Source organism: Williamsia sp. DF01-3 (assembly GCF_023051145.1).
In the GTDB taxonomy this organism is placed as follows: Bacteria; Actinomycetota; Actinomycetes; order Mycobacteriales; family Mycobacteriaceae; genus Williamsia.
Genome location: NZ_JALKFS010000005.1, coordinates 4382695 through 4400173, shown reverse-complemented (window position 1 = coordinate 4400173; position 17479 = coordinate 4382695). Strand labels below are relative to the sequence as shown.

17 protein-coding genes are annotated in these 17479 nt (G+C 64.9%); 12 read left to right on the top strand and 5 right to left on the bottom strand.

Annotated features, from left to right (window positions below; genetic code table 11):
• The first annotated feature begins 48 nt into the window (after nucleotides 1–48).
• The 3 genes from MVA47_RS22735 (at nucleotide 49) to MVA47_RS22725 (ending at nucleotide 5050) form a co-directional block, all read left to right on the top strand.
• Nucleotides 49–2841: a branched-chain amino acid ABC transporter permease/ATP-binding protein gene (locus tag MVA47_RS22735; protein WP_247209967.1), complete on the top strand. Its 2793-nt coding sequence runs from the start codon at nucleotides 49–51 to the stop codon at nucleotides 2839–2841.
• A complete protein-coding gene (locus tag MVA47_RS22730; RefSeq protein WP_030165020.1) occupies nucleotides 2838–3578 on the top strand; it encodes an ABC transporter ATP-binding protein in 741 nt (246 codons plus the stop codon). Before MVA47_RS22735 ends, MVA47_RS22730 begins: the two co-directional genes overlap by 4 nt.
• Before the next feature lie 149 nt (nucleotides 3579–3727).
• On the top strand, nucleotides 3728–5050 hold the full coding sequence (locus MVA47_RS22725; protein WP_247209966.1) for an HNH endonuclease signature motif containing protein: 1323 nt from the start codon (nucleotides 3728–3730) through the stop codon (nucleotides 5048–5050).
• A 93-nt stretch (nucleotides 5051–5143) separates the two neighbouring features.
• On the opposite strand, the gene MVA47_RS22720 is transcribed toward MVA47_RS22725, so the two are convergent.
• The 5 genes from MVA47_RS22720 to MVA47_RS22700 are packed head-to-tail and all read right to left on the bottom strand — an operon-like array spanning nucleotide 5144 to nucleotide 9594.
• Nucleotides 5144–6127 (bottom strand): LLM class flavin-dependent oxidoreductase, encoded by a 984-nt coding sequence (locus MVA47_RS22720; protein ID WP_247209965.1) that lies wholly within the window; start codon nucleotides 6125–6127, stop codon nucleotides 5144–5146.
• Nucleotides 6128–6137: 10 nt separating this feature from the next.
• Entirely contained in the window at nucleotides 6138–6524 is a 387-nt protein-coding gene (locus MVA47_RS22715) for a carboxymuconolactone decarboxylase family protein (RefSeq protein WP_247209964.1), read from the bottom strand.
• Entirely contained in the window at nucleotides 6521–7384 is an 864-nt protein-coding gene (locus MVA47_RS22710; protein WP_247209963.1) for an NAD(P)-dependent oxidoreductase, read from the bottom strand. The genes MVA47_RS22715 and MVA47_RS22710 overlap by 4 nt, the downstream gene beginning before the upstream one ends.
• On the bottom strand, nucleotides 7381–8118 hold the full coding sequence (locus MVA47_RS22705) for an SDR family oxidoreductase (RefSeq protein WP_030165005.1): 738 nt from the start codon (nucleotides 8116–8118) through the stop codon (nucleotides 7381–7383). The genes MVA47_RS22710 and MVA47_RS22705 overlap by 4 nt, the downstream gene beginning before the upstream one ends.
• Before the next feature lie 9 nt (nucleotides 8119–8127).
• A complete protein-coding gene (locus MVA47_RS22700; RefSeq protein WP_247209962.1) occupies nucleotides 8128–9594 on the bottom strand; it encodes an aldehyde dehydrogenase in 1467 nt (488 codons plus the stop codon).
• A gap of 66 nt (nucleotides 9595–9660) precedes the next feature.
• Here MVA47_RS22700 and MVA47_RS22695 point away from each other — a divergent pair, with 66 nt between their 5' ends.
• From MVA47_RS22695 to MVA47_RS22655, 9 genes are read left to right on the top strand one after another with little or no spacing between them, the layout of a single operon-like run.
• Entirely contained in the window at nucleotides 9661–10251 is a 591-nt protein-coding gene (locus MVA47_RS22695) for a TetR/AcrR family transcriptional regulator (protein ID WP_030165000.1), read from the top strand.
• Nucleotides 10248–11471, top strand: a complete 1224-nt coding sequence (locus tag MVA47_RS22690) for a cytochrome P450 (RefSeq protein WP_247209961.1) — start codon at nucleotides 10248–10250, stop codon at nucleotides 11469–11471. The genes MVA47_RS22695 and MVA47_RS22690 overlap by 4 nt, the downstream gene beginning before the upstream one ends.
• Entirely contained in the window at nucleotides 11471–12265 is a 795-nt protein-coding gene (locus MVA47_RS22685) for an SDR family oxidoreductase (protein WP_023956187.1), read from the top strand. Before MVA47_RS22690 ends, MVA47_RS22685 begins: the two co-directional genes overlap by 1 nt.
• A complete protein-coding gene (locus MVA47_RS22680; protein ID WP_099383892.1) occupies nucleotides 12262–13611 on the top strand; it encodes a cytochrome P450 in 1350 nt (449 codons plus the stop codon). Before MVA47_RS22685 ends, MVA47_RS22680 begins: the two co-directional genes overlap by 4 nt.
• A 15-nt stretch (nucleotides 13612–13626) precedes the next feature.
• Nucleotides 13627–13818: a ferredoxin gene (locus MVA47_RS22675; RefSeq protein ID WP_247209960.1), complete on the top strand. Its 192-nt coding sequence runs from the start codon at nucleotides 13627–13629 to the stop codon at nucleotides 13816–13818.
• A 15-nt stretch (nucleotides 13819–13833) separates the two neighbouring features.
• Nucleotides 13834–14385, top strand: a complete 552-nt coding sequence (locus tag MVA47_RS22670) for a hypothetical protein (protein ID WP_030164994.1) — start codon at nucleotides 13834–13836, stop codon at nucleotides 14383–14385.
• Between the two features lie 7 nt (nucleotides 14386–14392).
• Nucleotides 14393–15649, top strand: coding sequence for a hypothetical protein (locus MVA47_RS22665; RefSeq protein ID WP_247209959.1), 1257 nt, complete (start codon nucleotides 14393–14395; stop codon nucleotides 15647–15649).
• Nucleotides 15650–15654: 5 nt separating this feature from the next.
• On the top strand, nucleotides 15655–16527 hold the full coding sequence (locus MVA47_RS22660; protein WP_247209958.1) for an SDR family NAD(P)-dependent oxidoreductase: 873 nt from the start codon (nucleotides 15655–15657) through the stop codon (nucleotides 16525–16527).
• Between the two features lie 34 nt (nucleotides 16528–16561).
• Entirely contained in the window at nucleotides 16562–17461 is a 900-nt protein-coding gene (locus tag MVA47_RS22655) for a PaaI family thioesterase (RefSeq protein WP_247209957.1), read from the top strand.
• Nucleotides 17462–17479: the final 18 nt, after the last annotated feature.

The window sequence follows — 17479 nt, the reverse complement described above, 5'->3', positions numbered from 1 at the left end:
CACCGCGAGAAGACCCACCTGAATCATCGAAAGAAGTTGGAACAGTAGATGACCGAGCACTTTGCCTATCTCTTTCTTGGCCTGGGCAACGGAGCGGTCTACGCCGCCCTCGGACTCGCGTTGGTGATGACCTTCAAGAGTTCGGGGGTGGTGAACTTCGCGACGGGAGCTGTCGCGCTGTACACCACGTACACGTATGGGTTACTGCGTGAGGGAGAACTCCTCATCCCGGTACCCGGCTTCCCGTCGACGATCGAATTGGGTGGCGAACTCGATCTCGTTCCCGCCGTCGCGATCTCGCTGGTGATCGCGGCGGCGCTGGGAGCGCTGCTGTACCTGGTGGTCTTCCGCCCGATGCGGTCGGCGCCGGTGGTCGCCAAAGCCGTTGCGTCGATCGGTCTCATGCTGGCCATCCAGGCGCTCCTCGCGCTTCGGGTCGGCACCACAGCGGTTCCGGTGGCGCCGATCTTCGAACCGGGAGTCCTCTCCATCGGCGAGAGTCAGGTGCCCACGGACCGCATCTGGCTCGCCGTGGTGATCGTGGCCCTGGCGACAGTGGTCGCGCTGGTGTACCACTTCACGCGGTTCGGCGTGGCCACCGAAGCCGCCGCGGAATCGGAGAAAGGTGCGTTTGTCACCGGGCTTTCGCCCGATCGCATCGCAGTGAGCAACTGGGCTCTGTCGTCGGTGATCGCGGGACTCGGCGGTATCCTCATCGCCCCGATCGTGCCCCTGAGCCCGATCGCGTACACGATGTTCATCGTGCCCGCGCTGGCTGCGGCGCTGGTGGGCAACTTCTCGTCCATGGCTTTGGCCGTCGCGGCCGGGCTGGGCATCGGAATACTGCAGGCAGAGGGAACGCACCTGCAGAGTCTCTACACCTGGATTCCGAAATCTGGTGTATCCGAGGCGATCCCGCTGCTCTTGATTCTGGTGTTCCTGGTGGTCAAAGGTCGGCCGCTGCCGAGTCGCGGCGGTATCGTGCACCAAAACCTTGGCCGGGCCCCGCGACCGAGGCAGATCTGGACGCCGGCAGTTGTCGCCACCGTGATTGCCGTCATCGCCCTGTCCGCGACGTCGGGCAGCTACCGCGGGGCGATCATCGCCACGTTCATCTTCGCCATCCTCGGACTCTCGCAGGTGGTGGTGACCGGGTTCGCCGGACAGGTCTCGCTCGCTCAGCTGACCCTCGCGGGTGTCGGTGCCTTCGGGTTGAGTGTGGTGAACACCGAACTCGGGATACCGTTCCCGTTCGCGCCGATCCTGGCTGCACTGATGGCCACGGTCATCGGGGTGGTGGTCGGATTGCCCGCCCTCCGGATCCGGGGGCTCCCCTTCATGGTGGTCACGCTTGCGCTTGCGGTGTTCCTGGAGACCTTCTGGTTCCGCAACCCGTCGTTCAACGGCGGACTCAAGGGCTCGAACTTCGACGCGCCGAGCATCTTCGGGATAGATCTGGGTATCGGCGCCGGAGAGAACTACCCGAGGATCTCGTTCGGGATCCTGTGCCTGATCATCGTGGTGATCGCTGCGGTCGGCGTCGGTCTGCTGCGGCGCAGTCGGCTCGGCTCGGCCATGCTCGCCGTCCGTGCCAACGAGAGGTCCGCGGCCGCCGCGGGTATCAACGTGTCGCGAACCAAGCTGGCCGCGTTTGCAATCGGCTCGTTCCTCGCCGGGCTCAGCGGCACATTGCTCGCATACCAACAAACTCTCGCAACCGCTGATCCGTTCAGTGTGTTCGCCGGCATCGCGATCTTCGCCATCATCTACACCGCCGGGATCACGTCCGTGTCGGGCGCACTGCTCGCAGGTGTTCTCGCTCCCGGCGCGCTGCTGTACATCGTGCTCGACCGGGCCTTCGACTTCGGTGACTACTACGCGCTGGCCAGTGGGGTGCTCCTCATCCTGACGGTGATGATCAACCCGGACGGCATCGCCGGACGCATCACCCCTCTGTTGCAACGGTTCTCGCGGTCCGTGACACCCCGAGGCCCGGCAGGGGAGCCTGATGCCTCGACGGCGCCGACATCCGGCCGGCTCAACGCCGGTACGCCGGTGATCGATCGTGACCGCACGCTGCTGAAGGTCGACTCCGTGTCGGTGCAGTACGGCGCAGTCACCGCTGTGAGTGAGGTGTCGTTCGAGGTGTTCGACGGTGAGATCGTCGGGCTGATCGGGCCGAACGGTGCCGGGAAGACCACTCTGATCGACGCCATCAGTGGTTTCGCGTCGGCGTCGGGACACATCACTCTCGACGGAGCCGACGTGACCGATCTGGCTCCGCACCGACGCAGTCGACGTGGACTGGGCCGCACGTTCCAGGATGTCGAGCTGTACGACGACCTGTCCGTGCGGGAGAACGTCACCGTCGGCGCGCGTGGCGGTAAGGCTTCCACGAGCGGCGAGAGCGTCGACGATGTTCTCGGGTTGCTCGATCTGCATTCGGTCGCCGATGTCACCGTTGCCTCACTGTCACAAGGGCAGCGCCAATTGGTGTCGATGGCGCGGGTGCTCGCCGGCAACCCCTCGGTGGCACTGCTCGACGAGCCCGCCGCCGGCCTCGACAGCAACGAGAGTCGGTGGCTCGGTGAACGGCTACGCGCCGTCCGCAACAACGGTATGACGATGCTCCTCGTAGACCACGACATGGAACTCGTTCTGTCCGTCTGTGATCGGATCATCGTCCTCGATCTCGGCAAGGTCATCGCCAGTGGGACCCCAGATGCCATCCGGGCCGATGAGAACGTTATCCGTGCCTATCTGGGTGTGCCTGCGGGTGGTCGAGACACCGGCGAGGCCACATCGGCGACCGGGCTCACGGAACAGAAGGTGATCTCATGAGCGTGCTGGAATGCAAGGGCCTGGAGGCCGGGTACTTCAAGCGCAGCCCGTGTGTGCGCAACGTCGACCTGGACATCGGCGCGGGCGAGGTGGTGTCGCTGCTGGGGCCGAATGGTGCAGGCAAGACCACTTTGTTGCTCACCTTGGCCGGGTTGTTGCCGAGCTTCGGCGGAGACGTCTTGGTCGGTGGGCAGACCCTTCGTCGCGGAAGTCCGCGCGCCGCAGTGGGATCGGGTCTCGTGCTGGTGCCCGACGACCGCGCGCTCTTCCGCGGGTTGAGCGTGCGCAAGAACCTTCAGCTCGCGACCCGCGGACGTGACCGCGGCAAGCAGGCCCTGAATGAGGTGCTCGAGTACTTCCCGGCACTCGGTGCTCGCCTCAAAGTCGACGCCGGCCAGTTGTCCGGGGGTGAGCAGCAGATGCTCGCCATCGGCCGCGCACTCATCCAGCGGCCGAAGGTACTGCTCATCGACGAGCTGAGCATGGGGCTCGCACCCGTTGTGGTGGAGTCGATCCTGCCGATCATCCGCGCAGTCGCGGACCGGGGCGACACAGCGGTGGTGCTGGTGGAACAGCACGTCCACCTCGCCCTCGGGATCGCGGACCGAGCCGTGATCATGGTGCATGGTGAAGTGGTCCTCGACCAGCCTTCGTCTGTGCTGTCGGACGATCCATCGTTGGTCGAGCGGGCGTACATGGGTGCGCGCAAAGATGACTCGGAGAGTGTTGCGGGTTGAGTTGGGCTCTTCTGGTCGATAGAACTGTCAGACCTCGCGGTTAGACTGGGTGGCTCGGTACTGTTGCCGCCTCGAAATAGGTTGCAGCGCAAGGAAATAAGTTCGTTCGAACACTTGTGCGAATGGTGATCTTGCTCTAACGTTGAGGCATGGATATCGGGGGAATCCGCACAGCGTTGGCTGTGGTTGCGCAGGGGTCACCGCCTGAAGCTGATGCCGTCTTGGCCGAGCAGGTGGTGGCGTTGATCAAGGTTCGTCATCTTGTTGATCACGTGTTGTCGGTGTGGGCGGGGGCGCTCGATCGGCGTGGCGTGGCAAAGAAGCTGGGAGCGGCGTCCACTGCCGCTCTGTTGATGACCGGGGGGCTTGCGCCAGGGTGTTCCCATCGCACGGTGCGGGTAGGTCGTGCCTTGGCGTTGTTACCGCGGGTAGAGGATCATGCTCGCGACGGTGACTTCTCCGGCGAGCAGGTGGACGCGATCGTGCGGGGCATAGCGCATGTCGAGCGAGCTGTGCCCGAATTGGCGGACGCAGCCCGAGACGCCTGTGTGAACCGTCTGCTGGGGCAGGCGTGGTCGGGTGCCACACCCACTGAGATCGGTGAACGGGCTCGTGCTGATGCGTGCGCGCTTGCGATAACAACAGGTGCGGTGCCGATGTCGGAAAACGCTGCGCTGAACGGCTTCACGGTGACTCCCGGTGGTGACGGGCGGGTACGCGGAAAGTTCGACGTCGACGCGATTCTCGGGGAGAAATTGTTGACCGGGCTGGATCCACTGACCAGGCCGATGCCGGCCGACGACGGCACGCCCGACCCACGCTCGACCGAGCAACGAATGGCCGAAGGCCTCGAGCGCTTGATCGACGCCTACTTGCAGGCCGAAGACCGGCCGACGGTGGGTGGGGTGCGCCCGCATCTGACGATGACCGTTGATGCGCGTGAGCTGGCCGAGGAGGGGGCCGCACCGCCCGGGCCGGGTGCGTCGACAGATGAGTACACGCAGTTCCTCGATGATCGGGGCTATACAAGTGCTTTTCACTTGCAATGGATGGGTCCGATCAGTGGTGAAGCTGCGCGACTACTGGCCTGCGATGCCACGTTGACGTCGATGGTCCTCAACGGTGAACGTGTGCCTCTCGACGTCGGTCGGGAACATCGCACGGTCACCCCGGCGATACGGAAAGCGTTGCTGGCGCGGGACTGTGGGTGCGCGTTCCCGGGATGTGGTCGCCCTGCCGGATGGACCGATGCCCATCACATCGAGCACTGGTCCAAAGGCGGCAAGACCAGCCTGAGCAACACCGTCCTGTTGTGTCGGCACCATCACCTAATGATCCACCACCATGGGTGGGCAGTCGCGATAGGCGGCGATGGGCATCCGTGGTTCACGCCACCGAAGAGTGTCGATCGACGACAAAAACCGATACCTGCCCACCGACGGTCGCAGATCGTCCTGCCGGCTGCCGCCTAGAACCGAGATCTCGAACTGCAGACCTTGTGCCGATCGACCAAGCTCCTTGACAACTACACAGTGTGAGGCCGGCCAGTCCCGTTACCCGGGGCGTCAGTTCCTCAGCGCGGGAAGCACCTTCTCGCCGATGAGGTGCACGCTGTCCCAGGATGGTTGCTCAGGCATCCCGCCGCACAGGGGGTGACTTGTCACCAGGCGTACTTCGCGACTACGGCATTTCTCGACCAGGTCGTCCGGGGTGCAGACCAGATAGCCCGTGCCGCTGCGAAGTTCGTCCACGGTGGTGGAGCTGTCTCGAACATGCGAGGCGTGATCGCCGTGCCATGCCTCGTACGCCTGGGCGTCGGCGAGAAGGTACGAGCCGTAGTGGTGCCAGAACCGGTCCGGGTCTTCGGAGCAGAACACCGTCGACGGCCCTGGCGGCGGCATCATCACAAAACCCGGTTCGCGGCCGTGCGCACGGCATTCCGACTCGTACAGGTCGCGCAACGCGGTGTCGGCGACCTGTGGTTGGAAGCCGAGGTCGAGTCGGGCGGCGCGCAGAGCAGCAGCCCTGGAGCCGCCGCCGTAGAACAACATCGGGTGGGGCTTGGACAACGGCGCCGGAGTCACCTGCACTGTCCGTCCTTCGAACTCGAACGGTTCTCCACTCCACGCGACCCGAAGAACGCCGATCAGTCGTTCGATATCGGCGCCTCGACTGCCCCACGGCCGACCGAGCTGTGTGTACTCGTGGGGCAGGTACCCGAGCCCGAGCGTGTACGACACCCGACCCCCGCTGAGGTGGTCGAGGACGGCGATGTCCTCGGCCAGTCGCAGCGGGTCGTACAGATTCGCGACAAGCGCCGACACTGTGATCGCGATCCGAGACGTTTGCGCGGCGAACGCCGACGCCACCAGCATCGGACTCGGGAGGTAGCCGTCGGACGAACCGTGGTGCTCCGACAACATCAGGGCGTCCTGGCCGTGGGTGTCGAGGTACTCCGCCTGCTCCACCGACCGCGCGAACAGTTCGCCGCGGGCGGCGGGGGTGGCGCCTGGAGCTCGGAAGTCGAATCGAGTCGCGAAGAATGTCACCGGACCACTCTCAGTCCGCTGCCCGCGTCGCCTTCTTGTGCTTCTTGATGACCTCGCCGAACATCATGTTGAGCCGGGTACCTTGCGGCCAACCGATGTAATAGCAGAGGAACAAAGCGATTTCGAGTAGCTGATCACCATCGAGTTCGCCGTTCCCGAGTGCGGCGCCGGCCTGGATCTCGGCGACATCGGTCTGCCCGGTTGCGGCCAGCGCGCCCAGCAGTAGCAGTCTCCGATCCCGCACGGTGAGCCCCTCACGGGTCCACACCTCGGCGAACAGCTGATCGGCGGTGTGCGCGAAGAAGTCGCCAGGGCCGTCCTGCATGTCCCACCCGTACACCTTGGACATCATGTCCAGGCCCCGTCGACGTCGCTCTGACGTGCCGTCAGTTGTCATTGTTTTGCCTTTCCCACACCCAAGCCGTCAGCGAAACGATCCAAAGAGATATGCCCGAGCGGCAGATCGACCCCGAGTTCGGCGCCGAGCTGCAAGGCGAGCGCGAGGTCCTTCTCGCCGAGATCCCGCACGTGCGTGAAGATTTCGTACCAGAAGTCGTCGGGATCGATGGGCGCCGTGGTGTCCCGCAGCATGATCGCACCCGGCCCACCCGTAATCGCATCGGTGTGCCGGACCACCTTGCCGAGCTTGGCGATGTCGATGCCCGCCGCCTCGGCGAGCCGCGCCGCCTCGGTGGTCGCCGTGAAAGCGATGAAGTGAAGTAGATTGCGGGCCAGCTTCATCCGGGTCCCGGCACCCACCGGTCCGGCGTGCACCATCATGTCCGAGACCGAGGCGTACGGCTCTTTCAGCTGTAGATAAGCCGACCGCTCACCGCCGACCATGATGGCGAGCTTGCCTTGTTGCGCTCCGGGGGCGCCCCCGGAGACCGGTGCATCCACCAGCTCCACGCGCGACTTCGCGCACACCGCGGCGAGATCGATCGCGGTCTGCGGACCGATCGTGGAGTGGATCGCGATGACCGTGCCGGGCGCCGCGGTCGTCAGGATGCCGTCGGGGCCGGAGACCACCGACTTGACCTGCTCGTCGTTGAGGACGGTGATGCCGATGACCCCTGCGGTCTTGGCGACCTCGGCGGGCGAATCGGCCAGCGTGGCACCGGCTTCGACCAGCTTGTCGGCCGCCTCGGGCCGGGTGTCGCAGACAACCAGGCCGCCGGGCCAGGCGAGTAGGCGCTCGGCCATGGGGGCACCCATGTTGCCCAGGCCGATGAAGCCGACTGCTTTCTGATCTGTCATGACCGGATTATCTGTCCGCCATCGACATTGAAGATCTGACCGGTGATCCAGCCGGCTTCGTCCGACAGCAGGAACAGGAGCATGCCGACCAGATCGTCGGGTGTGCCCATGCGAGACAGCGGTAGCTTGCTGACCATGTCCTTGACCATGCTGCCCGGCGTCGTCGACTTGGTCGCCTCGGTGTCAATGGGCCCCGGTGCGATCGCGTTGACGCGGATGCCGGAACCGCCGAGTTCGGTGGCGAGCTGCTGGGTGAGACCGTTCACTCCCACCTTGGCCAAGCCGTAGAAGCCGCTGTACAGCCATGCCGCGGTGGAGGACTGGTTGACGATCGCGCTACCGGGCTTCATGTGACCGTAGACGGCACGGGTCACGTTGAGGGCGCCGTCGAGGTTCACGCTCATGAACTTCTTGTAGTAATCCCAGGGAACGGTGATGAGGAAGTCGAGCTTCATCCCGCCGTAGATCGCCGCGTTGTTCACGAGATAGTCGATCTGCCCGTAGGCATCGAGGGTGGCGGTGGCCAGGGCCTGCGCCGACTCGGGATCGGAGACGTCGGTGTTGACGTAGAGCCCACCGAGGTCGGTGGCGACCTGCTTGCCTGCCTCGTCGTTGAGGTCGGCGACCACCACGTTGGCGCCCTCGGCGGCCAGACGGCGTGCATAGATCTCGCCGATACCACCGGCGGCGCCGGTGACGATGGCGGTTTTGCCTTCAAATCGGTTGTTGCTCATACATGCTCCTTATGCTGGTGCCGCGATGGCTTTGAGTTCCAGGTATTCTTCGAATCCGGCAACGCCCATCTCGCGTCCGATGCCGGATTGCTTGTAGCCGCCGAACGGCACGTCGGCGCCGTACCAGATACCACCGTTGATGCTCATCGTCCCGGTGCGGACGCCGTCGACAACGTGCTGGATGCGCTCGGGGTCGGTGCCCCACACAGCACCGGACAGGCCGTAGGGGGAATCGTTGGCGATGTTGATCGCGTCGTCGTCGCCGTCGTGGGGGATGATCACGAGCACGGGGCCGAAGATCTCTTCTTGCGCAACACGTGCGGAGTTCTCCACCCCCGAGATCAGGGTGGGCTCGATGTAGTAGCCCTTCTCTTTGTCCGCGGGCCTGCCGCCACCGAGCTCGATGGTGCCGCCCTCGTCGCGCGCCAGTTTCAAGTAGCCCTCGACGCGGTCTCGCTGCGTCGCGGAGATGACCGGACCGCAGATGGTTCCGGCATCGGTGGGATCTCCGGCAGGTAGCCCCGCCATCGAATCACGGGTCAGCGCAATGGCTTCGTCGTACTTCTCGCGGGGAACCAGCAGTCGGGTGGTCAACGCGCAGCCCTGGCCCGCATGGGTGACCACGGAGAAGCCGGCCATCGAGCAGGCCGATGCGAGGTCGGCGTCGTCGAGCACGATGAACGCCGACTTGCCGCCGAGTTCGAGGAAGACGCGCTTGAGGCTGTCGGCAGCTGCCGCCATCACCTTCTTGCCGGTCGCGGTGGAGCCGGTGAACGAGACGATGTCGACGCGGGGATCGCTCGAGAGTACCGCTCCCACAGAGTGATCGCTCGAGGTGACGATGTTGATCACACCGGCCGGGATGTCGGTTTCCTCGGCGATGACCTTGCCGACCAGTGCCGCGCACCAAGGGGTGTCGGGGGCAGGCTTGAGCACCACCGTGCAACCGGCGGCCAGCGCGGGGCCGATCTTCGCGAAGTTGATCTGGTGCGGGAAGTTCCACGGCGTGATCGCGCCGACCACGCCGGCGGCCTCACGCTGCACGCGCCGCTGTGTCTTGATGCCCATCGGTTTGGCCCGACCGAGGTCACTTTCCCATTCGTAGCTCTCGGCGAGGTCGGCCAACCAGCCCAGATCGTTGATCGGGCCCTCGAGCTGCGGGCCTGAGGTCAAGAAGTGGGGGGCACCCACCTCGGCGATGGTGATCTCGCGGAGCTCTTCGATGTGGCCCTGCAAGGCGTCGCGGAGTTGGCGCAGGCACTTCGCGCGGAAGGCGTGGTCGTGGCGCCAGGTGGTGGTGTCGAATGCCGTGCGCGCGGCGGCGATGGCGGCCTCCATGTCGGCGACGGTGCCGTCGGCGGCCTGCCCGATCACCTCCTCGGTGGCCGGGTTGATGATGTCGAAAGTGCCACCGGAACCGGGTACGAGCTTCCCGTCGATGAGCAGCTCAGAGCTGGTTTCTGGCTTCAGCGCCATTGCTGGTCGCCTCCTTCTGGACACGTGTCTGGACTCGAGTATGAACCTAGTGTAATGTCAGCGTCCATGTCCAGTCCGGTTTCTTTCGAATCCACTCGCCGGCGGCTCACGACCGCTCAAGCGGAGACCGTCAACCGGTTGACCGCCGCGGCGGTGGAGGTGTTGCGGGAAGTCGGATACGACGCTTTGACCGTGCGATCTGTGGCGAAGCGCGCAGGCGTCGCACCGGCCACGGCCTACACGTACTTCAGTTCCAAGGGGCATGTGGTGGCCGAGCTCTTCTGGCGCCGGCTGGCCGAGGGGATCGCCGACCCCGACCCCTCGTTGCCCAGAACCGAACGGGTTGTCACCCAGTTGCGTTCGGTGGCACTGGCGGTCGAGGACGACACCCATCTGGCCCGAGCGGTGACCGCATCGCTTCTGGGCTCGGATCCGGATGTCGAGCACCTCCGGTTGCGGATCGGCGTGCTGATCCGGCAACGACTGGCCACCGCCCTCGGCGGCGACCCCGAGGCCCCTGAGAACGAGGCGTTGCTCGAGGCGCTCGAAATGCTGTACTCCGGCGCGCTCGTGCGTGCCGGCATGGGATACGAAACCTATTCCGCCATCGCCGACCGGCTCGACGCGGCGGCACGACTACTGCTGGAGAACCGATGACCACAGGTATGCAGACCCGGGTCCCGTTCGACCCCTACGACTACAACTTCCACGAAGACCCCTATCCCACGTATGCCCGCCTGCGCGCCGAGGCGCCGGTCTACCACAACGCGGACATGGACTTCTGGGCGTTCGCCAAGCATGAGGACGTACGCAACGGGTTCCGCGACGCGGTCCGGTTGTCCAACAGCTGGGGTGTGTCGATGGACCCGGCCGCCTACGGCCCCGATGCGCACAAGTCGATGTCGTTCCTTGCCCTGGACGACCCGAAGCACATGCGTATCCGCAAACTGGTCTCCAAGGGCTTCACGCCCAAGCGGGTCGCGGAGCTGGGTGACCGGATCGCCGAACTGACCCAACAACACTGGAGTCGCTGCCTGGAGATGGGGGAGTTCGACTACGTCACCGAGTTCGCCGGTCTGCTGCCGATGGATGTGGTGTCGGAGTTGCTCGACGTGCCGGTGGCCGACCGCGCCCATCTGCGTACCCAGTCCGACCTGCTGATCCACCGCGAAGAGGGCGTCTTCGATGTTCCCGAGGCCGCGGTGCTCGCCTACTTCGAGCTGACCCGCTACTACACCGAGCTGCTCGTCGAGCGCCGCAAGAAGCCGGGTACCGACCTGGTGTCCGCCCTCCTCGACGCCGAGGTCCTCGACGATGAGACCGGTGAGAAGACCAGGCTCACCGAGGACGAGATCATCGGGTTCATGATCCTGATGATCGTCGCAGGCAACGAGACGACCACCAAATTGCTTGCCAATGCGGTGTATTGGGGATGGCGGTTCCCCGATCAGCTCGCGATACCGATGGCCGATCCCGAAGCCGTGCCACAGTGGACCGAAGAGACCCTGCGGTACGACAACTCCACCCAGATCGTCGTCCGCCGGGTCATGGAGGACGTCGAGTACGGCGGCTACACCATCCCCGCCGGTCAGCGTGTGCTCTTGCTCCTGGGCTCGGCGAACCGCGACGAGGACGTGTTCGAGAAGCCCGACAACTACGACATCACCAGGGACAGCTCGCAGGCCCTGACCAGCTTCGGCCTCGGCACACACTTCTGCCTCGGCGCACACCTCGCGCGGCTGGAAGCCAATGTCGCACTGGGACAGATCGTCAAGTCGATCGACCAGATCGACATCGACATCGAGAACGCCGCCCGGGTGCACTCGGTCAACGTCCGCGGGTTCGCAGCCCTGCCCATGAAAGTGAAGGTGCGCTGATGCCACGGTTCCCCGGACACCCAGAACGCAGGCCGGTGGTCGTCGCCGGTGCCTCGTCCGGCATCGGCGCAGCGACGGCCGTCATGCTCGGTGCGGCCGGTTATCCGGTGGCACTGGGCGCCCGGCGGGTGCAGAAGTCACAGGAGTTCGCCGACCAGATCAACGAAGCGGGTGGCGAGGCGATCGCCCTGCCGCTCGACATCACCGATGCCGACTCGATCGACGAGTTCGTCACCAAGGCCGAAGCCCAGCTCGGTCCCATCGAGGTGGCCGTGTCCGGTGCCGGCGACCTGGAACCGGGACGCTCGTTCGAGGTGTCCACCGACGACTTCGCTGCGCAGGTGAACATCCACCTGTTCGGCGCACAACGTCTGTACCGCAGGCTGATTCCCGAGATGATCGGCCGCCGGCGTGGTGATTTTGTCTTCATCAGCTCCGATGTGGTGGTGTCGCCGCGTCCGCAGATGGGTGCCTATGTGGCCGCGAAGTGCGGTGTCGAAGGGCTCGCCGAGGTCGCCAGGATGGAGCTCGAGGGCACCGGTGTGCGCGCCAGCCTCGTCCGTCCCGGCCAGGTGATGACCGGCATGGGGATGAACTTCTCGCCCGAGGTCGCCGAATCGGTGCTCAACGACTGGATTCCGTGGGGCCTGGCCCGGCACGGCAACTTCCTCAAGCCCGTCCATCTGGCCACCGCGGTCACAACCATCGTTTCAATGCCTCGGGGTGCACACATGCGCCTGGTCGAGGTCGAGGCCGAAGCCCCGGTCGCTCGTACTGAAGGAGACAGCAAATGACACTGACCAAGCCCAAGCGCGTATCCGGTGGCGACGGCGAGCACGGCCATCTCGACGAGTTGTCCACCGATCCCATCGGCCTGTTCAAGAGGGTCCGTGAAGAATGCGGCGACGTCGGGATCTTCCAGCTCGCCGACCGCGAGGTCGCGCTGGTCTCGGGCGCCGCGGCCAACGAGGCCTTCTTCCGTGCATCGGAAGAGGACCTGGACCAGGCGGCGGCCTACCCCTTCATGACGCCGATCTTCGGTGAGGGTGTGGTGTTCGACGCCAGCCCCGAGCGGCGTTCGGAGATGCTCCACAACCAGGCGCTCAAGGGCGCTCACATGAAGAACCACGCTGTGACCATCCCGCTCGAGGTCGAGCGCATGATCGCCGACTGGGGCGATTCGGGTGAGATCGATCTGCTCGAGTTCTTCGCCGAGTTGACCATCTACACGTCGTCGACCTGCCTGGTGGGCAAGAAGTTCCGCGAACAGCTCGACGGCAGATTCGCGCATCTCTACCACGATCTGGAGAAGGGCACCGACCCGATCGCATACGTGGACGCCCATGCCGACATCGAGAGTTTCCGCAAGCGTGACGCCGCCCGCGAGGGACTGGTCGCGCTGGTCCAAGAGATCATGGACACCCGCATCGCCGAGCCGGACGAGAGCGACGACAAGGACCTGCTCGACGTCCTGGTCTCGATCCGCGACGAGGAGGGCAACCTCCGTTTCACCGCGGACACCATCACCGGGATCTTCATCTCGATGATGTTCGCCGGACACCACACCACATCCGGCACCGCCGCCTGGACGCTGATCGAACTGCTGCGCCACCCCGACTACATGAAGCAGGTCACCGACGAGCTCGACGAGATCTACTCCGGTGGTGCCGAATACAGCTTCGGTGCGATGCGTCAGATCCCCAAGCTGGAGTCTGCGCTCAAAGAAGCCCTGCGGTTGCACCCTCCGCTGATCGTGCTGATGCGCGTGGTCCAGAACGAGTTCATCGTCGAGGACTTCGAGATCACCGCCGGCCAGACCATCGCCGCGTCGCCCGCCATCTCCAACCGGTTGCCGGAAGACTTCCCGAACCCGGACAGCTTCGACCCGGACCGCTACCTCGAGCCGCGTCAGGAAGATCTCGCCAACCGTTGGACGTGGATTCCCTTCGGTGCGGGCAGGCACCGTTGCGTCGGCGCGCAGTTCGCCATCATGCAGCTCAAGGCGATCTTCTCCGTGCTGCTGCAGAACTATGAGTTCGAGATGAGCCAGCCGTCGGAGTCGTACAAGAACGATCACTCGAAAATGGTTGTGCAGCTGGCCCAGCCGTGCAAGGTGAAGTACCGCAAGCGCGCTCGCTGAAGACAGGAGCAGCCGATGAGAATCGAAGTCGACCTGGATCTGTGCCAGGGACACGCAATGTGCGAGATGGAAGCCCCGGAGATCTTCGAAGCGGAGCGCGAATCGGTGAATCTCCTTGACCCGCAACCGGATAATAGTCATTTGGAGGACGTCAAGCGCGCTGTGCGTTACTGTCCCACCCAGGCCCTCAAGATCATTGAAGAATGAAAGTTGGTTATTTCCATGGCATTTGATCGCGCTGAGCTCGACGAGATGGTCGAGCGCTGGCTGCAGGGGAACGTCGACTGCGAGAAAGCCGGCGACTGGCGTCCCCTTGCGGAGTTCTACACCGAAGACGCCACATACGGCTGGAACTATGGCGCCAAGCACGACTTCATGGCGGTCGGTCGAGATGAGATCCGTGACTACGCGATCGGCTACGAGATGGACGGTCTCGACGGGTGGACCTACCCCTACCAGACGTGGGTGATCGATGAGAAGACCGGCGACATGCTCGGACTGTGGAAGCAGATCTTCGAGGCCACCCGCCCGGATGGTTCGCACTATGGGCTGGAAGGGATTCAGGGCAGCTGGTTCAAGTACGCCGGCGATTTCAAGTGGGGCTGGCAGCGGGACTTCTTCGATTACGGCAACGTCACCGCACTGTTCATGGAGATGATGACCGACGGTGTGATGAGCAAGGGAATGCAGGGCCGCATCGACCGGGTCGTCAACGCCAAGGAGTTGCTGCCAGGGTGGTACCCCCTCGGCAAGACTCCAGTTCCGATGTGGTGACCGGCAGATGTCATACGCGGACCTGAGTCGCGCCCAGCTGGCCAAGCTGGTGCCAGAACTACTGCTGTCCGGCCAATTGATCGACCGGTCCGGAATGGCGCACTGTATAGCCGCTTTCGGCCGCGAGACCATGGCGCAGATCGCGATCGAGGAGTGGATGGCCGCGAGTCCGGTCTACACCGGGCGGATGCGAACCGCTCTGCAGATCGACGGCGACGGCGTGGCGGACATGTTCAAATGCTTGCAGCTCGACATCGGCGCACCACCTCAGTTCATGGACTTCCGGTACACGATCTTCGACAAATATCACGGCGAGTTCGTCCTCAACCACTGCGGCGCGTTGATGGACGTGGAACCGATGGGCGACGACTACGTGACCTCGATGTGCCACGACATCGAAGACCCCACCTTCGACGCCACCGCGATCGCCACCAACCGGCGGGCACGGATTCGCCCGATTCACCGGCCACCTCGCCGTCCGGCGGATCAGCACCCGCACTGCGCGTGGACGGTCACCATCGAGCCGGACCGCGAAGAGCTGCCGCTGCCTCCCGAATCCATCGAGATGTCGAAAACTCGGGCTGCGACGCTCGAACTGTCGCCGATCGACCCGGAAAGCGAGGGCCACGGCGACTACGTCGGGCCGGTCTGGGAGGATCTGCGTTTCGAGGACTGGTCCCACTCGGCCCTGGTACGTATCGCCGAAGAGGTTGCACTGCAACACCATCTGCTGGCGTTGGGCTTTCTGATGTCGGTGCGGGGCAAGACCGACGAAGACAAGGCAGCCGAGATCTTCCGCAAGCAGTTGACGGGGATATCCGGTCTGACGGCCGATCGGTTGCGTAAGTGCCTGGGCCTCGGACAGGGCGCCGAGGATCTGGCCGCGGTACTGCGGGTACATCCGATCCTCGGCCCTGATCAGTACGCGGACACCGAGGTGTCGGTGCACGGCACGGGGGAGTCCGCCATCGTCCGGCTGCGTATCCCCGCCGATTCCAGTGCGGTCGCCGACGGCGGCTGGCTGGCACACATCGATCCAGACCATCTCGAACCGGTCCTGGCGATGGCCACCGGTGTCGATCTCACCTGGTCAGCGGTGACCGGTTACCGCGACGGTGGCGACGTGGTGGTCGAGATCGCACATGCCGAAGCCATCAAGGAACTCGGCGAGGTCGCGATCGCGCGATTCAGTGGCGGATCAACCTTCGAGTTCGCCGATCGAGGTATCCCGCTGTCGATCACGCCGGTCAACACGGGCGCCTGACCTCCGTGGCCGAACAGCATCTCTCCGGCAAGTGCGTGGTGATCGCCGGTTCGAGCCGGGGAATCGGTCGCGCCGTGGCCGCCCGCCTTGTCGCCGAGGGTGCATCGGTGGTGATCAACGGACGCGACGGTGACGTGGCGTCCCGCGCTGCCGGCGATATGAGGGACCGCGGCGGTGTCGCTGTGGCAGTTGCCGGTTCGGCGGCCGACGAGGGCGTCGCCGAAGCACTGATCGCGGCATCGATCGACGGGTTCGGCCGCTTGGATGCGGTGATCAACTGCGCCGGGATCGCCGAACCCGAACAGTCGTCGATCCTCACCATGTCGACTGCCGACTTCCGCGCGCAGCTCGACGCCCACCTGCTGAGCACGTTCGAGTTGGCTCGGGTGGCCGCGCCGGTCCTGTCCCGGCAGGGTCACGGGTCGATCGTGGCCACGGGCTCAGCGGCCGCGGCCGGCAACTTCGGTGGCACCGGATATCCGGCGGCCAAGGGCGGCGTCAACGGTTTGGCACTGGCGCTGGCCGCGGACCTGAAGCCGCACGGTGTTCGGGTCAACGTCATCTGTCCCGGTGGGAGAACCCGACTGTCGACCGGTGCCGGCTACGAAGCGCACATCAGGGGTCTCTTCGAGCGCGGACTGCTCGACGAGTTCACCCGTGACGCCGCGCTCGATCCGGCACCGCCGGATTACGTGGCCCCGCTGTACGCCTACCTGGTGAGTGATCTGGCGTCCGAGGTGACCGGCCAGATATTCAGTGCAGCAGGAGGATTCATCGGCCGATACCCGGCGTTCGAGCCCGCTTTCGTGGCGTATCGCGGACACCAGGACGAACCGCCCTACACACTGCCGGAATTACATCGACTCGTTCCCGACTGATCTGCGTGGGCAACGGTCGTGATAGGCAGTGGACATGACCGAATCGTCTGGGCCGCTGACCTCGCTCGCCATCGAGTACTCGAAAACCGACGCGGGGGTTCGTTCTTTTCGCCAGTACGTGGGGACCGGATTGCTGGATCACCGGGGTGATGCCGGACTGACCTCGGTCGCCACACTCGCCGAGATCGTGGGCGGTTCCGAGTTCTATCATTCGCAGCCCCCGGGATCGGCGACGGTACAGGCCAGGCTCGCGCTGTCGATGCCGGTACCCGTGACCGTCGGCACCTCCGTGCAGGGGTTCGGTCGAGTGGTCGGGATGACGGGTGGTCACGGGGTGACGTCGGCCGAACTGGTCGACGACGATGGCCACGTGGTCTGTTTGGCGATCGGGCGAGGAATCGTCGTCAGCAGACCGACCGGCGAGGTGCCCGAGGGAGAGGCCGGCCACGCCGCGGGGTCCGCCCGCCGTGTTCATGAGGCGCCCGCGCCCCCACCTCTCGACCACGCGCTCACCGGTGTCGACATACTTCGTGGTCTGGCGGAGGGCAGCATCGGGCACGGACCCGTGCAGCGGATGTTCGGCATCCGGGTGGCCGCGGTGGGCGACAAGAACATCACCGTCGCCGTCACGCCGACCCCCGGGATGGCCAATCGGATGGGCACCATGCACGGCGGCGTGGTGGTGGCCGCGATGACGGAGGCGTGCTCGCTCGGCGCCGAGTTGCCGGCCGCCGGGGGAGTTCGTTTCCGGATCGTCGACATCACGCTCAGCTACTTCCGATCGCCTGCGATAGAAGGGGGTGACCTGGTCATCTCGGTCCAGCTGATCAAGGCAGGCCGCCGGATCGTCTCTCTGCTGGCCACCATGGTGGGCGCCGACGGAACTGTCCTCGCCGAGGCCACGGCCGATGCCGCGGCGGTACCACCGAGCTAAAACAAGCAGCAGTGCTTG

Coding starts and splice junctions, on each gene's coding strand:
- MVA47_RS22710 (WP_247209963.1), bottom strand. CDS start 7,384: ATGACAGATCAGAAAGCAGTCGGCTTCATCGGCCTGGGCAACATGGGT.
- MVA47_RS22700 (WP_247209962.1), bottom strand. CDS start 9,594: ATGGCGCTGAAGCCAGAAACCAGCTCTGAGCTGCTCATCGACGGGAAG.
- MVA47_RS22685 (WP_023956187.1), top strand. CDS start 11,471: ATGCCACGGTTCCCCGGACACCCAGAACGCAGGCCGGTGGTCGTCGCC.
- MVA47_RS22690 (WP_247209961.1), top strand. CDS start 10,248: ATGACCACAGGTATGCAGACCCGGGTCCCGTTCGACCCCTACGACTAC.
- MVA47_RS22705 (WP_030165005.1), bottom strand. CDS start 8,118: ATGAGCAACAACCGATTTGAAGGCAAAACCGCCATCGTCACCGGCGCC.
- MVA47_RS22655 (WP_247209957.1), top strand. CDS start 16,562: ATGACCGAATCGTCTGGGCCGCTGACCTCGCTCGCCATCGAGTACTCG.
- MVA47_RS22665 (WP_247209959.1), top strand. CDS start 14,393: ATGTCATACGCGGACCTGAGTCGCGCCCAGCTGGCCAAGCTGGTGCCA.
- MVA47_RS22735 (WP_247209967.1), top strand. CDS start 49: ATGACCGAGCACTTTGCCTATCTCTTTCTTGGCCTGGGCAACGGAGCG.
- MVA47_RS22715 (WP_247209964.1), bottom strand. CDS start 6,524: ATGACAACTGACGGCACGTCAGAGCGACGTCGACGGGGCCTGGACATG.
- MVA47_RS22675 (WP_247209960.1), top strand. CDS start 13,627: ATGAGAATCGAAGTCGACCTGGATCTGTGCCAGGGACACGCAATGTGC.
- MVA47_RS22680 (WP_099383892.1), top strand. CDS start 12,262: ATGACACTGACCAAGCCCAAGCGCGTATCCGGTGGCGACGGCGAGCAC.
- MVA47_RS22695 (WP_030165000.1), top strand. CDS start 9,661: ATGTCCAGTCCGGTTTCTTTCGAATCCACTCGCCGGCGGCTCACGACC.
- MVA47_RS22670 (WP_030164994.1), top strand. CDS start 13,834: ATGGCATTTGATCGCGCTGAGCTCGACGAGATGGTCGAGCGCTGGCTG.
- MVA47_RS22730 (WP_030165020.1), top strand. CDS start 2,838: ATGAGCGTGCTGGAATGCAAGGGCCTGGAGGCCGGGTACTTCAAGCGC.
- MVA47_RS22725 (WP_247209966.1), top strand. CDS start 3,728: ATGGATATCGGGGGAATCCGCACAGCGTTGGCTGTGGTTGCGCAGGGG.